The organism is Agrobacterium sp. CCNWLW32 (assembly GCF_037083425.1).
Classification (GTDB): Bacteria; Pseudomonadota; Alphaproteobacteria; order Rhizobiales; family Rhizobiaceae; genus Agrobacterium; species Agrobacterium radiobacter.
Window position 1 is genome coordinate 419,075 of record NZ_JBAOJM010000003.1, and the last position, 17,076, is coordinate 436,150.

16 protein-coding genes are annotated in these 17,076 nt (G+C 60.2%); 11 read left to right on the forward strand and 5 right to left on the reverse strand.

Going from position 1 to position 17,076, the window contains the following annotated elements:
* Positions 1-161: 161 nt before the first annotated feature.
* From V6R85_RS09330 to V6R85_RS09350, 5 genes are all read left to right on the forward strand, one after another.
* Positions 162-1,676 (forward strand): amino acid permease, encoded by a 1,515-nt coding sequence (locus V6R85_RS09330; protein ID WP_004430663.1) that lies wholly within the window; start codon positions 162-164, stop codon positions 1,674-1,676.
* Between the two features lie 66 nt (positions 1,677-1,742).
* On the forward strand, positions 1,743-3,110 hold the full coding sequence (locus tag V6R85_RS09335; protein WP_004430664.1) for a glutamine synthetase family protein: 1,368 nt from the start codon (positions 1,743-1,745) through the stop codon (positions 3,108-3,110).
* 18 nt (positions 3,111-3,128) lie between these two features.
* The gene (locus V6R85_RS09340) at positions 3,129-4,517 is read left to right on the forward strand and encodes an aldehyde dehydrogenase family protein (RefSeq protein ID WP_080866308.1); all 1,389 of its coding nucleotides are present in this window, start codon (positions 3,129-3,131) and stop codon (positions 4,515-4,517) included.
* Positions 4,514-5,659 carry an iron-containing alcohol dehydrogenase gene (locus V6R85_RS09345; RefSeq protein WP_080866307.1) on the forward strand — a complete coding sequence of 382 codons (1,146 nt, stop codon included), beginning with the start codon at positions 4,514-4,516 and terminating at the stop codon, positions 5,657-5,659. The genes V6R85_RS09340 and V6R85_RS09345 overlap by 4 nt, the downstream gene beginning before the upstream one ends.
* Positions 5,660-5,932: 273 nt before the next feature.
* Complete coding sequence (locus tag V6R85_RS09350) at positions 5,933-6,649, forward strand: ParA family protein (RefSeq protein WP_099086046.1); 717 nt, start codon at positions 5,933-5,935, stop codon at positions 6,647-6,649.
* Between the two features lie 65 nt (positions 6,650-6,714).
* On the opposite strand, the gene V6R85_RS09355 is transcribed toward V6R85_RS09350, so the two are convergent.
* On the reverse strand, positions 6,715-7,233 hold the full coding sequence (locus V6R85_RS09355; protein WP_111834726.1) for a Spy/CpxP family protein refolding chaperone: 519 nt from the start codon (positions 7,231-7,233) through the stop codon (positions 6,715-6,717).
* 58 nt (positions 7,234-7,291) lie between these two features.
* Here V6R85_RS09355 and V6R85_RS09360 point away from each other — a divergent pair, with 58 nt between their 5' ends.
* The 3 genes from V6R85_RS09360 to V6R85_RS09370 are packed head-to-tail and all read left to right on the forward strand — an operon-like array spanning position 7,292 to position 9,784.
* Positions 7,292-7,846, forward strand: a complete 555-nt coding sequence (locus V6R85_RS09360; protein ID WP_004430675.1) for a Crp/Fnr family transcriptional regulator — start codon at positions 7,292-7,294, stop codon at positions 7,844-7,846.
* Positions 7,847-7,883: 37 nt separating this feature from the next.
* Positions 7,884-8,531, forward strand: a complete 648-nt coding sequence (locus tag V6R85_RS09365) for a TetR/AcrR family transcriptional regulator (RefSeq protein ID WP_111834727.1) — start codon at positions 7,884-7,886, stop codon at positions 8,529-8,531.
* A 47-nt stretch (positions 8,532-8,578) separates the two neighbouring features.
* On the forward strand, positions 8,579-9,784 hold the full coding sequence (locus V6R85_RS09370; protein WP_004430678.1) for an MFS transporter: 1,206 nt from the start codon (positions 8,579-8,581) through the stop codon (positions 9,782-9,784).
* 68 nt (positions 9,785-9,852) lie between these two features.
* Here the strand turns inward: V6R85_RS09370 and V6R85_RS09375 are convergent, their stop codons facing one another.
* Positions 9,853-11,244 (reverse strand): L,D-transpeptidase family protein, encoded by a 1,392-nt coding sequence (locus V6R85_RS09375; RefSeq protein ID WP_004430680.1) that lies wholly within the window; start codon positions 11,242-11,244, stop codon positions 9,853-9,855.
* Between the two features lie 155 nt (positions 11,245-11,399).
* Here V6R85_RS09375 and V6R85_RS09380 point away from each other — a divergent pair, with 155 nt between their 5' ends.
* From V6R85_RS09380 to V6R85_RS09390, 3 genes are all read left to right on the forward strand, one after another.
* Positions 11,400-12,233, forward strand: a complete 834-nt coding sequence (locus V6R85_RS09380) for an aldose 1-epimerase family protein (protein ID WP_111797218.1) — start codon at positions 11,400-11,402, stop codon at positions 12,231-12,233.
* A 116-nt stretch (positions 12,234-12,349) separates the two neighbouring features.
* Positions 12,350-12,688 (forward strand): TIGR01244 family sulfur transferase, encoded by a 339-nt coding sequence (locus V6R85_RS09385; RefSeq protein WP_004430682.1) that lies wholly within the window; start codon positions 12,350-12,352, stop codon positions 12,686-12,688.
* 46 nt (positions 12,689-12,734) lie between these two features.
* Positions 12,735-13,076, forward strand: coding sequence for a RidA family protein (locus tag V6R85_RS09390; RefSeq protein WP_006310481.1), 342 nt, complete (start codon positions 12,735-12,737; stop codon positions 13,074-13,076).
* A 272-nt stretch (positions 13,077-13,348) separates the two neighbouring features.
* Here the strand turns inward: V6R85_RS09390 and V6R85_RS09395 are convergent, their stop codons facing one another.
* From V6R85_RS09395 to V6R85_RS09405, 3 genes are all read right to left on the reverse strand, one after another.
* On the reverse strand, positions 13,349-14,101 hold the full coding sequence (locus tag V6R85_RS09395) for a HugZ family pyridoxamine 5'-phosphate oxidase (protein WP_004430685.1): 753 nt from the start codon (positions 14,099-14,101) through the stop codon (positions 13,349-13,351).
* 80 nt (positions 14,102-14,181) lie between these two features.
* Positions 14,182-15,849: a thiamine pyrophosphate-dependent enzyme gene (locus V6R85_RS09400; protein ID WP_162695563.1), complete on the reverse strand. Its 1,668-nt coding sequence runs from the start codon at positions 15,847-15,849 to the stop codon at positions 14,182-14,184.
* On the reverse strand, positions 15,846-17,048 hold the full coding sequence (locus tag V6R85_RS09405) for a CaiB/BaiF CoA transferase family protein (protein WP_111834728.1): 1,203 nt from the start codon (positions 17,046-17,048) through the stop codon (positions 15,846-15,848). Before V6R85_RS09405 ends, V6R85_RS09400 begins: the two co-directional genes overlap by 4 nt.
* Positions 17,049-17,076: the final 28 nt, after the last annotated feature.

Sequence of the window (17,076 nt, forward strand, 5' to 3'; positions counted from 1 at the left end):
GACTGCCGCCATTCAATAAAGCCGGAAAGGCGCGAAGCGGCAAGGGAACAGCAAGTGCGTGCGGCAGAGCGAGGGAAGCACCCGCGTGAAGCCGGAAACTGGGGCACAATCGGCCAATAACGGCTGACTGGCTTGTTTTTTTCTTATCAGGAGAGAAGGGCATGGACAGTTCATCATCAGGCGTCAGCTACAAGAAGGCTGATGCATCCTATTTCGAAAAACGCGGACTATCCCGTTATGCGGGCGTGTGGTCACTCTGGTCACTCGGCGTCGGCGCGGTTATTTCTGGCCATTTTTCCGGATGGAATTTCGGCTTTTCCACCGGTGGCTGGGGCGGCATGCTGGTGGCGGGCATCATCATCGCCATCATGTATCTCGGGCTGACATTTTCGATCGCGGAAATGAGCCCGGCCTTGCCGCATACGGGTGCGGCCTATTCCTTCGCCCGCACGGCCATGGGTCCATGGGGCGGGTTCATCACCGGACTTTGCGAGAATGTCGAATATGTGCTGACGCCGGCGGTTGTCGTCACCTTCATCACGGCCTATGTGAACTCCATTCTCGGCCTTGATCCGGCCTATTCACCCTTCGTGTGGATAGCGTTCTATCTGATCTTTCTTGCGCTCAATGTCTTCGGACTTGAGCTTTCCTTCAAGGTCACACTTGTTATCACACTGATTTCGCTCGCCGTTCTGGTGTTCTTCTGGATCAGCGCCATTCCCAATATCGATTTTTCGCGTTTCGCGCTCAATATCGGTGTCGGACCTGATGGCAAGGCGGTGGAGCTGCCGGAAGGTGGCGGTTCCTTCTTCCCCTTCGGTTTCTCGGGCGTTCTCGCCACGCTGCCTTTCGCGGTCTGGCTGTTCCTCGCCATCGAGCAGCTGCCGCTGGCGGCTGAAGAATCGGTCGATCCCAAACGAGACATGCCCAAGGGCATCATTCTCGGCATGGTGACGCTGATGGTCTCGGCCTTCATGATCGTGCTGCTCAACCCATCCCTGCCGGGCGTTGGCGCTTTCCATCTCAGCTCCTCGCTCGAGCCGCTGCTTGATGGTTTCAAGGCGATCTACGGCGATGGCGGCGTGGTGGTACTGGGTCTCGTTGCCTTGACCGGCCTGATCGCCAGCTTCCATACGATCCTTTATGCGCAGGGCCGGCAGATCTATTCGCTGTCGCGTGCGGGTTATTTCCCGACCGTTCTGTCGATCACACACTCCAAATACCGCACACCGTATGTTGCCAATATCTCCGGCGCAATTGTCGGCCTCGCTGTCATGCTTGTCATCTGGTTCTCGCTGGGTGCGGAACAGGGCGGCAGCATCATCGGCAGCGTGCTTTTGAACATGGCAGTGTTCGGCGCGATGTTCTCCTACATCATGCAGGCGATTTCCTTCATTCTGCTGCGGAAAAACCTGCCGCATATCGAGCGGCCGTTCCGCTCGCCCTTCGGCATTCCGGGCGCGGTGCTGACTGTTATCATCGCCATCGTCACGCTGCTTTACCAGATCCAGGATCCAAACTTCACCAAGGGCGTGCTCTGGGTCGCCGTCTGGTTTGCCGTGGCGATCGCCTATTTTGCCTTTGTCGGACGCCATCGCCTCATCCTGTCGCCGGAAGAGGAATTCGCGATGGAGCACAAGCAGGCTGCGGTTACCGCAGCGGCTGCAAAGGCCTGATGCACAAACAAACGGGCGGCCGCATCCCGGCCGCCCGATCGCCACAATAAAAGGGAACGGACAAAAATGACGAGCTACACATTCGACGCGCTTAAAATGGATGTCGCCGAGGGGCGCATCGACACGGTTCTGGCCTGCCTTGTCGACATGCAGGGGCGTCTGATGGGCAAGCGGTTCCAGGCGGAATTCTTCGTCGAAAGCGCCTTTGAGGAAACCCATAGCTGCAACTATGTGCTTGCCACCGACATGGAGATGGAAACCGTTCCCGGTTACAAATCCTCAAGCTGGGAAAAGGGATACGGCGATTATGTGCTGAAGCCCGATCTTTCGACGCTAAGGCGGGTGCCCTGGCTGGAAGGCACGGCGCTGGTGCTGTGCGACGTGCTTGACCATCACACCCATGAAGAAGTGCCGCATTCGCCGCGCGCGCTTCTCAAAAAGCAGGTGGCGCGGCTGGAGGCCATGGGGCTGAAAGCCTATATGGCGACGGAACTGGAGTTCTTCCTGTTCGACCAGACCTTCGATGCGGCGCGCGCCAACGGCTACAAGGGGCTGAACCTCGCCAGCGGTTATAATGAAGACTATCATATCTTCCAGACGACCAAGGAAGAGGATGTCATGCGGGCGCTGCGCAAGGGCTTGCAGGGCGCCGGCATTCCGGTCGAAAATTCCAAGGGCGAAGCATCCGCCGGCCAGGCGGAAATCAACGTTCGTTACGCCGATGCGCTGACCATGGCCGACCGGCACGCCATCATCAAGAACGCCACCAAGGAGATCGCCTGGTCGAAGGGCAAGGCTGTGACCTTCCTTGCGAAGTGGAACTACAATGCCGCCGGCAGTTCCTCGCATATTCATCAGTCGCTGTGGAGCGTCGACGGCAAGACGCCTGCTTTCCTCGACAAGGACGCCAAGCACGGCATGTCGGAGCTGATGCGGCATTATGTTGCCGGGCTTCTCGCTCATGCCAGCGAGATCACCTATTTCCTCGCCCCCTATATCAATTCCTACAAGCGGTTCATGGCCGGCACGTTTGCGCCCACCAAGGCGATCTGGAGCCTCGACAACCGCACGGCGGGATATCGCCTCTGCGGCGAAGGCACCAAGGGCATCCGCATCGAATGCCGCGTCGGCGGCTCCGATCTCAATCCCTATCTCGCCATGGCGGCTTTGCTTGCGGCAGGCATTGACGGCATCGAAAATAAACTCGAACTTGAGCCCGCTTTTGTCGGCGACGCCTATGGCGGCAAGGACGTGCGCGAGATACCCAAGACCCTGCGTGACGCCACCGCCTTTCTGGACGGATCGAAAATGCTGCGAAAGGCCTTCGGCGACGACGTGATCGACCATTATGTCCATGCCGGACGGTGGGAACAGGAAGAATACGACCGCCGCGTGACCGACTGGGAAGTGGCGCGCGGTTTCGAACGAGCCTAATCATTACGGGAAAACATCATGACCATGATCCAGAATATCTCGCCCATCGACGGCTCGGTTTATGCCGAACGGGAGGCGATGTCGCTGGAAGCGGCGCGCGCCGCCGTTTCGAAAGCGCGCAAGGCGCAAAAGGACTGGGCGCGACGTCCGCTTGAGGACCGCGTTCAGCTGGTTCTGAAAGGCGTGGCGCGCCTTAACGAAATGGTGGCCGAAGTTGTGCCGGAGCTGGCGCATATGATGGGCCGTCCGGTTCGTTATGGTGGCGAGTTCAAGGGTTTCAATGAGCGCTCCAACTATGTCGCTTCCATCGCGGCCGATGCGCTGGCACCCCTCGTCATCGAGGAGAGCGGCAATTTCGAACGCCGCATCGAGCGTGAGGCGCATGGCGTGGTCTTCGTCATCGCCCCGTGGAACTACCCCTACATGACGGCGATCAACACCGTCGCGCCTGCCCTGATGGCCGGCAATACGGTTGTTATCAAGCACGCGGCGCAGACGCTGCTGGTCGGCGAGCGCATGGTGCGGGCTTTCGTCGAGGCCGGTGTGCCTGACGATGTCTTCATCAATGTCTTCCTCGACCATGCCACGACCTCGGCGCTGATTTCCGAAGGGCTGTTCAATTTCGTCAACTTCACCGGTTCGGTGGAAGGCGGCCGCGCCATCGAGCGTGCCGCTGCCGGCACTTTCACCGGCCTCGGTCTTGAACTCGGCGGCAAGGACCCCGGTTATGTGATGGAGGACGCCGATCTCGACGCCGCCGTCGATACGCTGATGGATGGCGCCACCTATAATTCCGGGCAATGCTGCTGCGGCATCGAGCGTATCTACGTCAATGAAAACCTCTATGACGAATTCGTCGAGAAGTCCGTCGCCTGGGTGTCCAACTACAAGCTCGGCAATCCGCTGGAACAGGAAACGACGCTCGGGCCGATGGCCAACAAACGTTTCGCCAAGGTGGTGCGCGCGCAGATCGCAGACGCCGTCGCAAAGGGTGCCAAGGCTCTGGTCGATCCGAAGCTTTTCCCCGCCGATGACGGCGAGGGGGCATATGTCGCGCCGCAAATCCTCGTCAATGTCGATCATTCCATGGAGTTCATGACCGAAGAAACCTTCGGCCCCGCGCTTGGCATCATGAAGGTCAAAAATGACGACGAAGCCATCGCGCTGATGAACGACAGCAAATATGGCCTCACCGCCTCGCTCTGGACGCAGGATGCCGCACGCGCCGGGCGGATCGGCCGTGAGATCGAAACCGGAACCGTGTTCATGAACCGCGCCGATTATCTCGATCCCGCCCTTTGCTGGACCGGTGTGAAGGAAACGGGCCGCGGCGGCTCGCTCTCCATTCTCGGCTTCCAGAACCTGACCCGACCGAAATCCTACCATCTGAAGAAAGTCACGAAATGAATATCGTCGCCAACTGGAGCTATCCCACCGCCGTCAAGCTTGGCCGTGGCCGGATCAAGGAACTGGCGGAAGCCTGCAAGACGCTCGGCATCAAAAAGCCGCTGCTCGTGACCGATCGCGGCCTTGCCAACATGGCGATCACCGCACATGCGCTCGACGTGCTGGAAGAGGCTGGCCTTGGCCGGGCGATCTTCGCCGATGTTGATCCGAACCCCAACGAGATCAACATGGAAGCCGGCGTCAAAGCCTATCGCGATGGCGGCCATGACGGCGTCGTCGCCTTCGGCGGCGGTTCGGGCCTCGATCTCGGCAAGACCATCGCCTTCATGGCCGGGCAGACGCGCCCGGTCTGGGATTTCGAGGATATCGGCGACTGGTGGACGCGGGCGGACGCCGCCAAGATCGCGCCGATCGTCGCTGTGCCGACGACGGCGGGCACCGGTTCGGAAGTCGGCCGCGCCAGCGTCATCACCAATTCGCAGACCCATGTGAAAAAGATCATCTTCCATCCGAAGCTGCTGCCCGGCGTCGTCATCTGCGATCCGGAGCTGACGGTCGGCATGCCGAAGGTCATCACGGCGGGAACGGGCATGGATGCCTTTGCCCATTGCCTCGAAGCCTATTCCTCGCCGTTCTTCCATCCGATGAGTGCCGGTGTGGCACTTGAGGGTCTGCGTCTCGTCAAGGAATTCCTGCCGCGCGCCTATAAGGATGGTACTGACATCGAAGCACGCACCAATATGATGGCGGCGGCAGCGATGGGGGCGGTTGCCTTCCAGAAGGGACTTGGCGCCATTCACTCGCTCTCGCATCCGATCGGTGCGGTCTACAACACCCATCACGGCATGACCAATGCTGTTGTCATGCCTGCGGTGCTGCGCTTCAATCGCCCGGCCATCGAAGACAAGATTGCCCGCGCGGCTGCCTATCTCGGCATTTCCGGCGGTTTCGATGGGTTCTATGACTATGTGCTGGAGCTTCGCAAGGAACTCGGCGTGCCTGATAACCTGACCGCCATGGGCATCAAGCCTGATCGCATCGATGAGCTGGCGGCGGAAGCGATCAAGGATCCGAGCTGCGGCGGCAATCCGGTGCCGATGACGCTGGAGAATACCAGGAAACTGTTCGAGGACTGCTTTTAGGGATAGCCTTTATTCGTCAGGCTTGTGAGAGCTCGAGAGGCTTCTCCCCGGCGGGGAGAGGAAATATGCCGCGCCTTCACGCCGTGCGATGTAAGCCCGAAGAGGACGCTGCCAATTATCGACAGCCCGCGATACTCCATCGCGGGCTTTTCGTTGCGCGGCATAACCGTTCTTAGCCTTTTATTAACCCTGTTCGTTAAGATTACGGAAAGCACCATGAATTGCTTCGGTGCGTGAATGAGCATTAAACGGCTCTGATCAATCGGGAATATCATGCCTGTCATTACTTTTGCCAACACCAAGGGCGGCGCGGGAAAAACCACCGCCGTACTGCTTCTGGCAACCGAACTTGCCCGCAGCGGCCACCGTGTGACGGTGCTGGATGCCGATCCGCAATTGTGGATTTCCCGCTGGCACGAATTATCAGGCGAGATCGAAAATCTTTCGGTGATTTCGCATGTGACGATGGCCTCGCTCGAGGGCCATATTCGCGAAAACAAGGCCAACACCGACTGTTTCATCATCGACCTTCCGGGAGCGAAAACGCCGCTTCTGACGATGGCGCTCGGTATTTCCGATCATGTACTGATCCCGGTACAGGGCTCAGCCATGGATGCGCGCGGCGCCGCCGAGGTTCTCGATCATATCGAATTCCTGAACCGCAAGATGGGCAAGGCGATAGCCCATTCCATCGTGCTGACGCGGGTCAATGCCATGGTGGCGACACGCTCCCTACTGCTCGTCAAGATGCTGCTCGCGGAAAAGAACGTCTCGGTTCTCAATACACCGATTGTCGAGAGAGCGGCCTATCGCGATATTTTCGATTACGGCGGCACGCTTCTCTGTCTCGACAAGGACAAGGTCAGCAATATCGACAAGGCCGTGGAGAATGCGAAAGCCTTCGCGACGGAGGTCGTCGGCCTTCTGCCGCAACGGCTTCTGCGGCTCGGCACGCAACCTGCGCGCCTTTTCACCCGCCAGGCCGCCTGAGAGCTGCCCCCAGGGCAGGGCGGCTCCATCCGCCTGCTTAAGGCCAGAGGACATTTTCCGGCTCGTTAAGGCGCATAGCCGCGCAGCTTGTTGTAACGTGCGATCTGTTCCTTGGTCAGCAGCTTCACCGTTTCGAGATGAGCGGCAAGGTGGATGTATCTCAGCCTGGCGCGGCTTTCTTCAATACGGTCGAGCTGCGCGCGCAGTTGATCCGCATCGATTGCGCCGTTACGGAAGCTCGCATCCAGCGCCGCTTCGCCGGCGATCATTTGCCTGCCTTCTGTCGCGGCATCTTTTCGCATGGTTTGAAACAGCTGCTCGACGGCGGCGGTCTGCTCCGCCGTCAGCGCCAGTTCGGTCGCCATCTTTCCGACATGTGAGGGACCCGGCATGCCGTTGAGATCGGCGGCCTTCGCAAAGCCCCATCCACCTCCCTGTTCCAGTTCGGCAATATCCTCGGCCGAGAGGCTTTTGATGGTTCGGCTCTGCTGGCCCGCATAGGGAGACTGGTGGCGATGCTGCTCTTCCGCAATAGTGGAGAGGGGGAGAAAAGCGATGAGAAATACAGGAACCGTGAATTTCATGGGTGCTGTCCGAGCTGTTGCGATCCCCTGAGCTTGCCAGCCGGCCGGTTTGCCGGACATGATAGAAATCATGTCGAGTTCGATTTTTGACCAGCTTCGCCCGAGGGCGTCCATCTCCCGATCCTTTGAAAAAGGTGAATACCTTTTTCATCAGGGCGACCCCATTCACATGCTGGCGCTGGTCGCCGAGGGTTACGTCCACCTGATGCGGTTTCAGGCGGATGGACATAGTGCGGTGTTGCAGCGCGCGGGGCCCCTGGCGATTCTTGCCCAAGCCTCGGTCTTCTCGCAGCAATATCACTGCGACGCCATTGCGATGACGGCAGGGCGCGCATTGTTCGTGCCAATCGGCACGCTGCGGCAATTGCTTGAACGCGAGCCAGCATTCGCGCTGGAATGGATAAGCCATATTTCCGGCGAGCTGAAAAATGTCAGAACGCGTGCGGAAATATTGGCGCTGCGCTCGGTCAGTGCGCGGCTCGATGCATGGATCACCGTCAACGAAGGCAGGCTTCCGCCCAAGGGTCAATGGAAGGGCCTCGCAGCTGAAATAGGCGTTTCTGCCGAGGCGTTGTATCGGGAAATAGCGAGACGCCCGGCTTCATCCGACTAACCGGGCGCAGGCGACAAATTATCTGCTTGATTTGGAAATGATCGTTTCCTATATTGCGGCCATGACCAATATCGCCCAACCCAATTCTCAGGAACAGCGCCATCGCGGCAGGCCACGCGAGTTCGATCTCGATCATGCGCTTGATGGCGCGATCCGTGTCTTTTCCAGACGCGGTTACCACGCCACCTCCGTTGGCGATCTCACCGATGCGATGGAACTGGCGCAGGGCAGTCTTTACAAGGCCTTCAAGGACAAGAAGGCCGTGTTCATCGCCACGATGGAGCGCTACAGGATCGTACAGACCGAGCGTTTCGAGGCAGCGGTGGCCGGTTTCGATACCGGTTACGAGCGCCTTAGGGCAGGCCTGATGTTCTATGCGGAACGGTCGCATGGTGGTGTCGGTTCTGACGGATGTCTGGTGGTTGGTGCTGCTGCCGATCTGGCGGCCCTGGATGACGACATTGCAGTTGTGGTCGAGCGGGCTGTGAAGGCGAGGGAGCGCATCGTCGCCCGTCTCGTTGCCGAAGGGCAGAAGGATGGTTCCGTAGGTTCAAAGGCTGATCCCGATGATCTCGCCCGGGCGATGTTGTGCATGATGTACGGCATGCGCGTGGTGGGAAAGACGGGGCGCAGCCTCAAAGACATGGTGGCCGTGGTGGATATCGCCATGAGGCTTGCCGAGTGATTTTTGTGATTATTTAGGAAACGATTGTTTCCATATTGGAGAAAATGATGACGACGCGTGTAATTGAAGGGGATGATGTTGAGGCAACATCCATTTCCCCGGCTTTGACTTTCCTCTTGGCGACAGCCTGCGGACTGATTGCCGCCAACCTTTATTATGGCCAGCCGCTTGCCGGCATTATCGGGGCGGAACTTGGTCTTTCCGCCGGCGCTACCGGCCTTATCGTGACGCTAACGCAGATCGGTTACGGTATCGGTCTGCTGTTTGTCGTGCCGCTCGGCGATCTCGTTGAAAACCGCAAGCTGGTCGTCAGTTCCGTCGCGATGGCGGTGCTTTCCCTTGTGGGAGCGGCATTCGCGCCGCATGCGGCCCCGTTTCTGATTGCGGCCTTTCTCGTCGGCGTCAGTTCGGTCGCGGTACAGGTCATCGTTCCCTATGCCGCCCATATGGCGCCGCACGCCATTCGCGGCAGGGTCGTCGGCAATGTCATGAGCGGGCTGATGGCCGGCATCATGCTGGCGCGGCCGGTATCCAGCCTCCTGTCGGAAGTGGTGTCATGGCGCGGTGTTTTTCTGACATCTGCGGCAGTCATGGCGCTTCTTGCCGTGGTGCTTTTCCGGCTTCTGCCCACCCGCATGCCCGATGCGCGGCTGAGCTATGGGGCCTTGATGGCCTCGATGGGCCGGCTGGCGCTTCACACGCCGATCCTGCGGCGGCGGGCGATCTATCATGCCTTCCTGTTTGCGGCTTTCAGCCTGTTCTGGACCACGACGCCGCTTTATCTGAGCGGACCGCATTTTAATCTGAGCCAGGGTGAGATTGCGCTCTTTGCACTGGCCGGTGCGGCCGGCACCGTGGCCGCGCCAATCGCCGGGCGGATGGCCGATCGCGGCTGGACGCGTGCGGCCACCTTCTTTGCACTGGTGGCGGTGGCGCTCTCCTTCGCCGTCACCCATCTGGCGCCTGAAGGCTCACATCTGGCGCTCGCCATTCTGGTCGTCGCTGCCATCGTTCTGGATTTCGGCGTCACCACCAATCTGGTGCTCGGCCAGCGGGCGATCTTTACGCTCGGAGCGGAATTCCGCAGCCGCCTGAACGGCATCTACATGGCGACGTTCTTCATGGGCGGTGCGATCGGTTCCGCCGTGGGCGGCTGGGCCTATGCTGTCGGCGAATGGCAGGCCGCCTCGTGGATCGGCTTCGCCTTGCCGGTGGCGGCCCTTCTATATTTCCTGACGGAAAAGCGCGACTGAAACTCCATCAACGAAAAAAGCCCGGCGGACCAAACCGCCGGGCTTTTTCTTTTTTTGTTCCAGTCAATCTATTCCGCGAATTCGACCACCACGCCGGGACGGACCATTTTCGCCAGTTCGGTCGCATCCCAGTTGGTCAGGCGGATACAGCCGTGGCTGTTGGTCTTGCCGATCTTGGACGGTTCCGGCGTGCCGTGAATGCCGTAGGTCGGCTTCGACAGGGCAATCCAGACCGTGCCGACCGGGCCGTTCGGACCCGGCGGGATCTGCAGGATCTTGTCGTTCTGGCCCTGCTTGAAGTTGATCTTCGGATTATAGGTGTAGCCCGGATTGAGCGCGATGCGCTCCACCGTATGCGTGCCGCTCGGCGACGGCGTATCCGTGGAGCCGATGGTGGCGGGATAGGCGGCGATCAGATTGCCGTCCTGACCATAAGCGAAGACCTGTTTGATGCCCTTGTGTGCAACGATACGGGCGACCTGCCCCTTCTTCGTCTCACCCGGATTGACCACCTTGATGATGGTGCCGGGCACGGAGAAATCGATGCCGGGGTTCAGTTCCTTCAGGTAGTTCTCATCCATGTGGAAGCGTTCGGCCAGCGCCTCGGACGTGGAGGTGAAGGAGAGGGCCGGCAATTGTGATTTTGCGGCATAGTCGTCCGGAATGGAGGCGACATAGGGACCGGCGGCGTCGGCGGCGGTAATCGTATAATCCACGATCGGCATGCCGCCGGAGGCGCGAAGCCGCTCCAGAATATCATCGGAGTTGTTCGGATCGAGCTTTTCGCCGGTCATGTCCTGCCAGGCGGCAATCGCCTTGTTGACGTTGTCGCCCATCTTGCCGTCGATGACGCCGGGCGAGATGCCCTCGCGATCAAGGAAGGTCTGCAGCGCGACGATTTCCTGACGCGAGCGGTTGACCGGTGTGGTCACCGGCGTATGCCGCTCAATCAGGTGATCCGGCTGCGGAACGGCGGCCGTGGTGCTCTCGCCGGGCATCGGCTGACCGAGTGGGCCGCTTTCAACCGCGCCGGGCGCGGGAACGGAACCGGTATAGAAATTGTCGTCGGAGCCGTCGCCGCGATATTCGCGGTAATCGCGCACGCTGCCATTGTCCTGATAGCCATAGTCGCGCTGCGGCTCGCGATACTGGCCGCCGGGGGCGGGCGGATAATAGGTGGTGTCGCGCTGGCGTGCCTGCTGACGCTGCTGATAACCGGAGGGCATTTCGGTGGCCAGGAGATTGCCGTACTGGTCGTAAAACACCGTGCGACCCATCGCATCACGGCTGATGACGATATCACCGCGCTCCGGCATGAAGTCGAGCACACGACCGTCCGGAGTGACCAGCATTGTCTGCTGTTGGTCGCCATAACGCTGCTGCGCACCAGCCTGCAGCGGGGCGAAAACCGCCACCAGCGCGACCGTCAGACCCAGAGCTGCGTTAAGAAACTGTTTCACGATTCTGCTATCCCTTGCTTGTTCACCGATAAACACACCGCAATCTTGACCCTATTGTGAAAAAGGTGAATTCGCGGTTAATGCAATCTTAATTTCCGTCACGGTTAGTAGCGTTTCCGTGAACCATGCGTTTTTAGTGCCACAGGGAGGTTATCTTGCGTTCGTTTCAGGCTGGCAGGTCGCCACGCATTTTCCTCGATGAAACCTCCGTTTTCGATATCGGCGCCTGCGTCGTCGATGGCATTGATATCGCGCCCGGCCGCGCCATTCCCGATGATGGCGATGCGCGTATCGACCATTCGCTGGAAGGCTTTCTGTTCACCTGCGGTCCCGACCATATCCGCCATCCCGAACCGATCGACGGCGACGGTGAGGGGCGTCGATATCCGCTGCATGGCTCCTTCTCCTCGCATCCCGCGACGATCATCGTCTTTGATGTTCAGGAGTCCAATGCGCTGGCGCGTGTCGAGGTTCCCGTGAAGCTTGCCGATGGTGGCACAGCGCTGCTGGAACGGACATGGAGCATCGATGGCGAAAGCGGTGAAGTCAGCCTTGATGACAGGATCGTCAATACGTCCGAGCGGCCGATCCCGGTGTTCCTGATGTATCACATGAATGTCGGCGCCCGCCTGTTTGACGATGCCGTGCGGCTCGAAGGCGCGATGCTGGAGGGCGGCGGCCATGGCTGGCGTTTTGGCGAGGAGCCGGGCAATGTTTTCTGTGTCTCTGCTGGAAAAGATGAATGGGCGGAATTGAAGCTTGGGCCGATTGCGGCCATCAGCGGGAAGACGCTGACCGTGCGTTTTCGCACGGACACGCTGCCCTATCTGCAGATGTGGCGTAACCAGCAGGAGCCCGCCAATGTGCTCGGCATCGAGCCGGTTTCGCATCGCTGGGTGGGGCGTAGCCAGCTTGAGGCGGCGGGCGAGTTCAATATTCTTCAGCCGGGCGAAAGCCGTTCCTTCGGCCTGCGCTTTTCCATCCTCTGAGCTGTACCGAATGAAGGCCACGCATCATTGACGCATGGGGTTTGACCGCTTACATCGGATGCGGATTTAAGGATGACAGCCAGCGGCGCGGACGCCGGTTTCAGCGGAGGTATGACATGGATATCAGGCGCATAGACGACGAATATTCGGTAACGGGACAGATCAGCGTTGCTGATCTGGACGAGATCAAGGCGCTCGGCTTCAAGTCGATCGTCTGCCACCGCCCCGACGGCGAAGAAGAGGGCCAGCCGCTTTTTGCCGATATTGCCGAGCGTGCCGAGCAGCTTGGCCTCACCATCATGCATGTGCCTGTTGGACGTTACGGCGTCGACGCCGATGCCGTTACGGGCATGGTGGATGCGCTGGACGAATTGCAGCGCCCGATGCTTGGTTATTGCCGCTCCGGCGCGCGCTCGACGGCGATCTACGAAAAGACCCATCACCTGCGCGGCTGATTTTCCGCGCATCTAGATTTTTAATGCCAATCAACAGGAGTTTTCCATGACCATCAAGCGTATCGAGCCGGGCAAGCGCATGAGCGGCGCCGTCGTTCACGGCAACACCGTTTACCTGGCCGGCCAGGTTGGCGAAGGCACTGGTGTGACCGAGCAGAGCAAGTCGGCTCTCGCTGAAGTCGATCGCCTGCTGGCCGCTGCCGGTTCCGACAAGTCGAAGATCCTGCAGACCATCATCTACCTCTCCGACATGTCCACCTTCGGCGAAATGAACGCCGTCTGGGAAGGCTGGATCGACCCGGCAAACCCGCCGGCCCGCGCCACCAGCGAAGCAGCGCTTGCGACGCCGGACTACAAGGTTGAATTCATCGTGACCGCTGCTCTCTGAGCAACGGTTTGATTTCTGAGAAAAGGCCGGGTTGCGGATTGCAGCCCGGCCTTTTTTGATGGGATGGGGTCAAAAAACTCTCCCCGTCATGCCGGGCTTGACCCGGCATCCAGCCACGCCGCGCCTGCGCCGTAAAAAGAGTCTTCTGCGATCAAAGACTTGATCGCGCTGGACCCGGATCCAGTCCGGGGTGACGGGGCGACATGGCCACAAAATGCCAAGTAGAAGCAATTTCATGGTTTTTGAATCGCTTGCGCCTGTCACCTCACCGGCTAAGCAAGCGCCTTCTCAAATTGCTTCAACGTCGTCACCCGCTCAGCAAACCACAGCCGCGCCAGATCGCTGGCCGAGGCGAGATCGATTCCATCCGGGTCGATGGAGGTGATCGTCCAGCGGCCTGATTTTGCGCCGGCCAGAACGGCAAGCCGGGATGCTTCGCCCTTGATGGCGTTGAGGCGGGTCGCTTCGCTTTCCGCCGCCGCCATCAACTCTTCCGCACCTGATAGATCGGTGCGCAGATCGGCTGGCGTGATGTTGCTGGCGTTGCGGGCCGGGCCGCCATTGATCTGCACGCCCTCTGTCCGCAGCCGGTAAAGCCGCGTATCGGGCAGGGAGAGATAGAGCTTGGCCTTGGGATAACGGGCAATGTAGCGCCCGATGGCGAGTGGAACTTCATCCGGGCCGATTTGTTCCGCCTTGCCCACCAGTGTCAGCCTTGGCAGCGTCAACGCATCGCCCTTGCCGAAGGGGGCGAGTGTCAGCGAGATGCGCGGGTCGGCCTCCATGTTGCGGGCGTGCAGCGTCAGCCCGGCCGCGAAGAAGAACGGCGTGCCATCCGGCTCGATGCCGATATTGGTTGCGGTCGTATAGGGATAACCGCTGACGGGATCGAGAGTGGCGAGCGCTGCCGTGCGGGATGTGTGCAGCACGTCGCGGGCTACGCGCACCGCCTCGAAAGGCGCGCCGGCCGAGGGTTCGATCTTCGCGCCGCGTGGAGTGATGACGGGAGGGGCTGCGTCCGGCATGTCGTATCCTAAGCTGTGAGTCTCAGTCAGGATTTACACCATGCCGGAGCCGTGTCCATCACCAATATCGGAGGGCAATGTCAGGTGCGGGTCCTGATCTGCGTCAGGGTACGTGTCGGCGTGATCGCTTCCGCATCCAGCTTTACTTCGATGATGGCCGGCTTGCCGCTTGCACGGGCCCGTTCGAAGGCGGCGGCGAAGTCTTCGGTCTTTTCCACCGTTTCGCCGTGGCCGCCATAGGCCTTGGCAAAGGCGTTGAAATCCGGATTGACGAGATCGGTGCCGCTGACACGGCCGGGATATTCCCGCTCCTGATGCATGCGGATGGTGCCATAGGTGCCGTTATTGACCAGCACGGTGATGATCGGCAGCCCGTAACGCACGGCGGTGATGAACTCCTGTCCGTGCATCATGAAACAGCCGTCACCTGCAAAGCAGATCACCTCACGCTCCGGGAAAAGGTGCTTCGCGGCAACCGCCGCCGGCAGGCCGTAACCCATCGAGCCTGATGTTGGCGCCGATTGCGTGTTGTAGCGACGGAAACGATGGAAGCGATGCACCCAGGTCGCATAGTTGCCCGCGCCATTGGTAAAGATCGCATCCTCGGGCACATTGGCCTCGATCCAGTCCATGATCGGACCCATCTGCACCGCGCCGGGGCCGGTCTGTGGTGGCGTGGACCAATTCAGATAGGCCGCATGCATGGCGGCGGTGCGGTCCGCCCATGCGGCATTTGCAGAAAGCGTGAGCGAGGAGAGGGCGCTAACGAAATCATCCGGCGCGGCGCAGATTGCCAGATCCGGTCGATAAACGCGGCCAAGTTCTTCCGCTTCCGGATAGATATGGACGAGTTTCTGCGACGGGTAGGGGATGTCGAGCAGCGTATAGCCGGAAGACGGCATTTCGGAGAGGCGGCCGCCGAGCAGAACCACGAGGTCGGATTCCTTGATCTCCTTCGCCAGCGCCGGGTTGATGCCGATGCCGACATCGCCCGCATAGGAGGAGCTCAGATGATCGAACAGCATCTGGCGGCGGAAGGAGCAGCCGACGGGAAGTTTGTGCTTTTCCGCAAAAGCCTTGAAGCCTGCGACGCTTTCCTCGGACCAGCGCGTGCCGCCGATGATGAAGACCGGGCGCTTTGCCTCATCAAGCATTTTTGTGAAGGCGGCCATCTGCGACGGGCCGGGATGTGCCTCGACGGGTGTGTAGGGCTTCGCCTGGGGCGCTTCGACCTCTTCCACCAGCATGTCTTCGGGCAGCGTCAGCACCACCGGGCCGGGGCGGCCGGAGGTTGCGACGGCAAAGGCGCGGGTGACGAATTCGGGAATGCGGCGGGCGTCGTCGATCTCGCCCACCCATTTGGCGAATTCGGTGAAGGCGCGGCGATATTCCACTTCCTGAAAGGCCTCGCGCTCACGCGCTTCGCGCTGCACCTGGCCGATGAAGAGGATCATCGGAATGGAATCCTGCCTTGCGATATGCAGGCCGGCCGAGGCGTTGGTTGCGCCCGGACCGCGGGTCACCATGCAGATGCCGGGTTCGCCGGTCAGCCGGCCCCAGGTGTCGGCCATCATGGCGGCGCCGCCTTCCTGGCGGCAGACCACGGTTTCGATGCCGCTTTCATAAAGCGCATCCAGCACGGCGAGATAGCTTTCGCCCGGAACGCAGGAAACGCGGGAGACGCCATTGGCTTTCAGCGCTTCGACGATCAATTGCCCGCCTGTTCTTTTCATTCCGGCTGCAGTCATGGCGTCGTGGTCCTTTCGATGTTTTCCAGTTCGGCCAGCACCTGCGCCTGATGTTCGCCGAGCTTCGGGCTCGGGCGTTCATAGCGCAGCGGCGTTTGCGACATGATAATCGGTGTGCGGACACCGGGGATGACGGTGCCGTCTTCGGCCTCCAGATCAATGCGAAGACCACGTGCCTGAACCTGTGGATCGGCGAACATTTCCTCGATGGAGTTGATCGGCCCGGCCGGGACGGCGTTCTTTTCGCAGGCGGTCAGAAGATCGCGCTTCTGCCATTTCAAGGTTTCCGTGGACACGATCTGCCGGACTTCTGCTTTATGGGCCACGCGGGCCTTGTTCGTCGCGTAACGTTCGTCATCGGCAATCGCACCGATGCCGAGAATATTGCAGAGGCGGCGGAACTGGCCGTCATTGCCGACCGCGAGGATGAGGAAGCCATCGGCCGTCGGCACCACCTCATAGGGGGAAATATTCGGGTGGGCGTTGCCGAGTCGGACGGGAGGCTTGCCGGAAATCAGGTAATTCATGTTCTGGTTGGCCAGCACGGCCGATTGCACGTCGAGAAGCGCCATGTCGATGTGCTGGCCTTCGCCTGATCGAATGGCGTGGATCAGGGCTGCCTGAATGGCTGACACGGAATAGATGCCGGTAAAGATATCGGCAACCGCAACACCCGCCTTCATCGGCTGTCCGTCGGCTTCGCCCGTGATCGACATGAAGCCGGACATGCCCTGCACGATATAGTCGTATCCGGCGAGATCGGCATAAGGCCCGGTCTGGCCGAAGCCGGTGATGGAGCAATAGATCAGCTTCGGATTGAGCGCCCGCAGGCTCTCGTAATCGAGGCCATATTTGGCAAGCCCGCCGCGCTTGAAATTCTCGATGACGACATCGGCGGTGCGCACCAGCCGGCGCACCAGCTCACAACCCTCGGGCGTCTTCAGATCGGCAACGATGGAGCGTTTGCCGCGATTGGTGGCGTGATAGTAGGCGGCGGAGAGGTTTTCTCCATCGGCATCTTCGACGAAGGGCGGGCCCCATGCGCGGGTATCGTCACCGCCCTCGGGGTTTTCCACCTTGATGACATCAGCGCCCATATCGGCCAGCATCTGCCCTGCCCAGGGACCGGCCAGAACACGCGCCAGCTCGATGACGCGAATGCCTGATAGCGGCGGTTTCCTGTTCGGCATGTCGGTCATCTGTCCCCCGGTATTTGTGTCTGCCGGT

Coding starts and splice junctions, on each gene's coding strand:
- V6R85_RS09390 (WP_006310481.1), top strand. CDS start 12,735: ATGACCATCAAGCGTATCGAGCCGGGCAAGCGCATGAGCGGCGCCGTC.
- V6R85_RS09360 (WP_004430675.1), top strand. CDS start 7,292: ATGATAGAAATCATGTCGAGTTCGATTTTTGACCAGCTTCGCCCGAGG.
- V6R85_RS09335 (WP_004430664.1), top strand. CDS start 1,743: ATGACGAGCTACACATTCGACGCGCTTAAAATGGATGTCGCCGAGGGG.
- V6R85_RS09395 (WP_004430685.1), bottom strand. CDS start 14,101: ATGCCGGACGCAGCCCCTCCCGTCATCACTCCACGCGGCGCGAAGATC.
- V6R85_RS09345 (WP_080866307.1), top strand. CDS start 4,514: ATGAATATCGTCGCCAACTGGAGCTATCCCACCGCCGTCAAGCTTGGC.
- V6R85_RS09330 (WP_004430663.1), top strand. CDS start 162: ATGGACAGTTCATCATCAGGCGTCAGCTACAAGAAGGCTGATGCATCC.
- V6R85_RS09370 (WP_004430678.1), top strand. CDS start 8,579: ATGACGACGCGTGTAATTGAAGGGGATGATGTTGAGGCAACATCCATT.
- V6R85_RS09350 (WP_099086046.1), top strand. CDS start 5,933: ATGCCTGTCATTACTTTTGCCAACACCAAGGGCGGCGCGGGAAAAACC.
- V6R85_RS09400 (WP_162695563.1), bottom strand. CDS start 15,849: ATGACTGCAGCCGGAATGAAAAGAACAGGCGGGCAATTGATCGTCGAA.
- V6R85_RS09355 (WP_111834726.1), bottom strand. CDS start 7,233: ATGAAATTCACGGTTCCTGTATTTCTCATCGCTTTTCTCCCCCTCTCC.
- V6R85_RS09365 (WP_111834727.1), top strand. CDS start 7,884: ATGATCGTTTCCTATATTGCGGCCATGACCAATATCGCCCAACCCAAT.
- V6R85_RS09340 (WP_080866308.1), top strand. CDS start 3,129: ATGACCATGATCCAGAATATCTCGCCCATCGACGGCTCGGTTTATGCC.
- V6R85_RS09405 (WP_111834728.1), bottom strand. CDS start 17,048: ATGACCGACATGCCGAACAGGAAACCGCCGCTATCAGGCATTCGCGTC.
- V6R85_RS09385 (WP_004430682.1), top strand. CDS start 12,350: ATGGATATCAGGCGCATAGACGACGAATATTCGGTAACGGGACAGATC.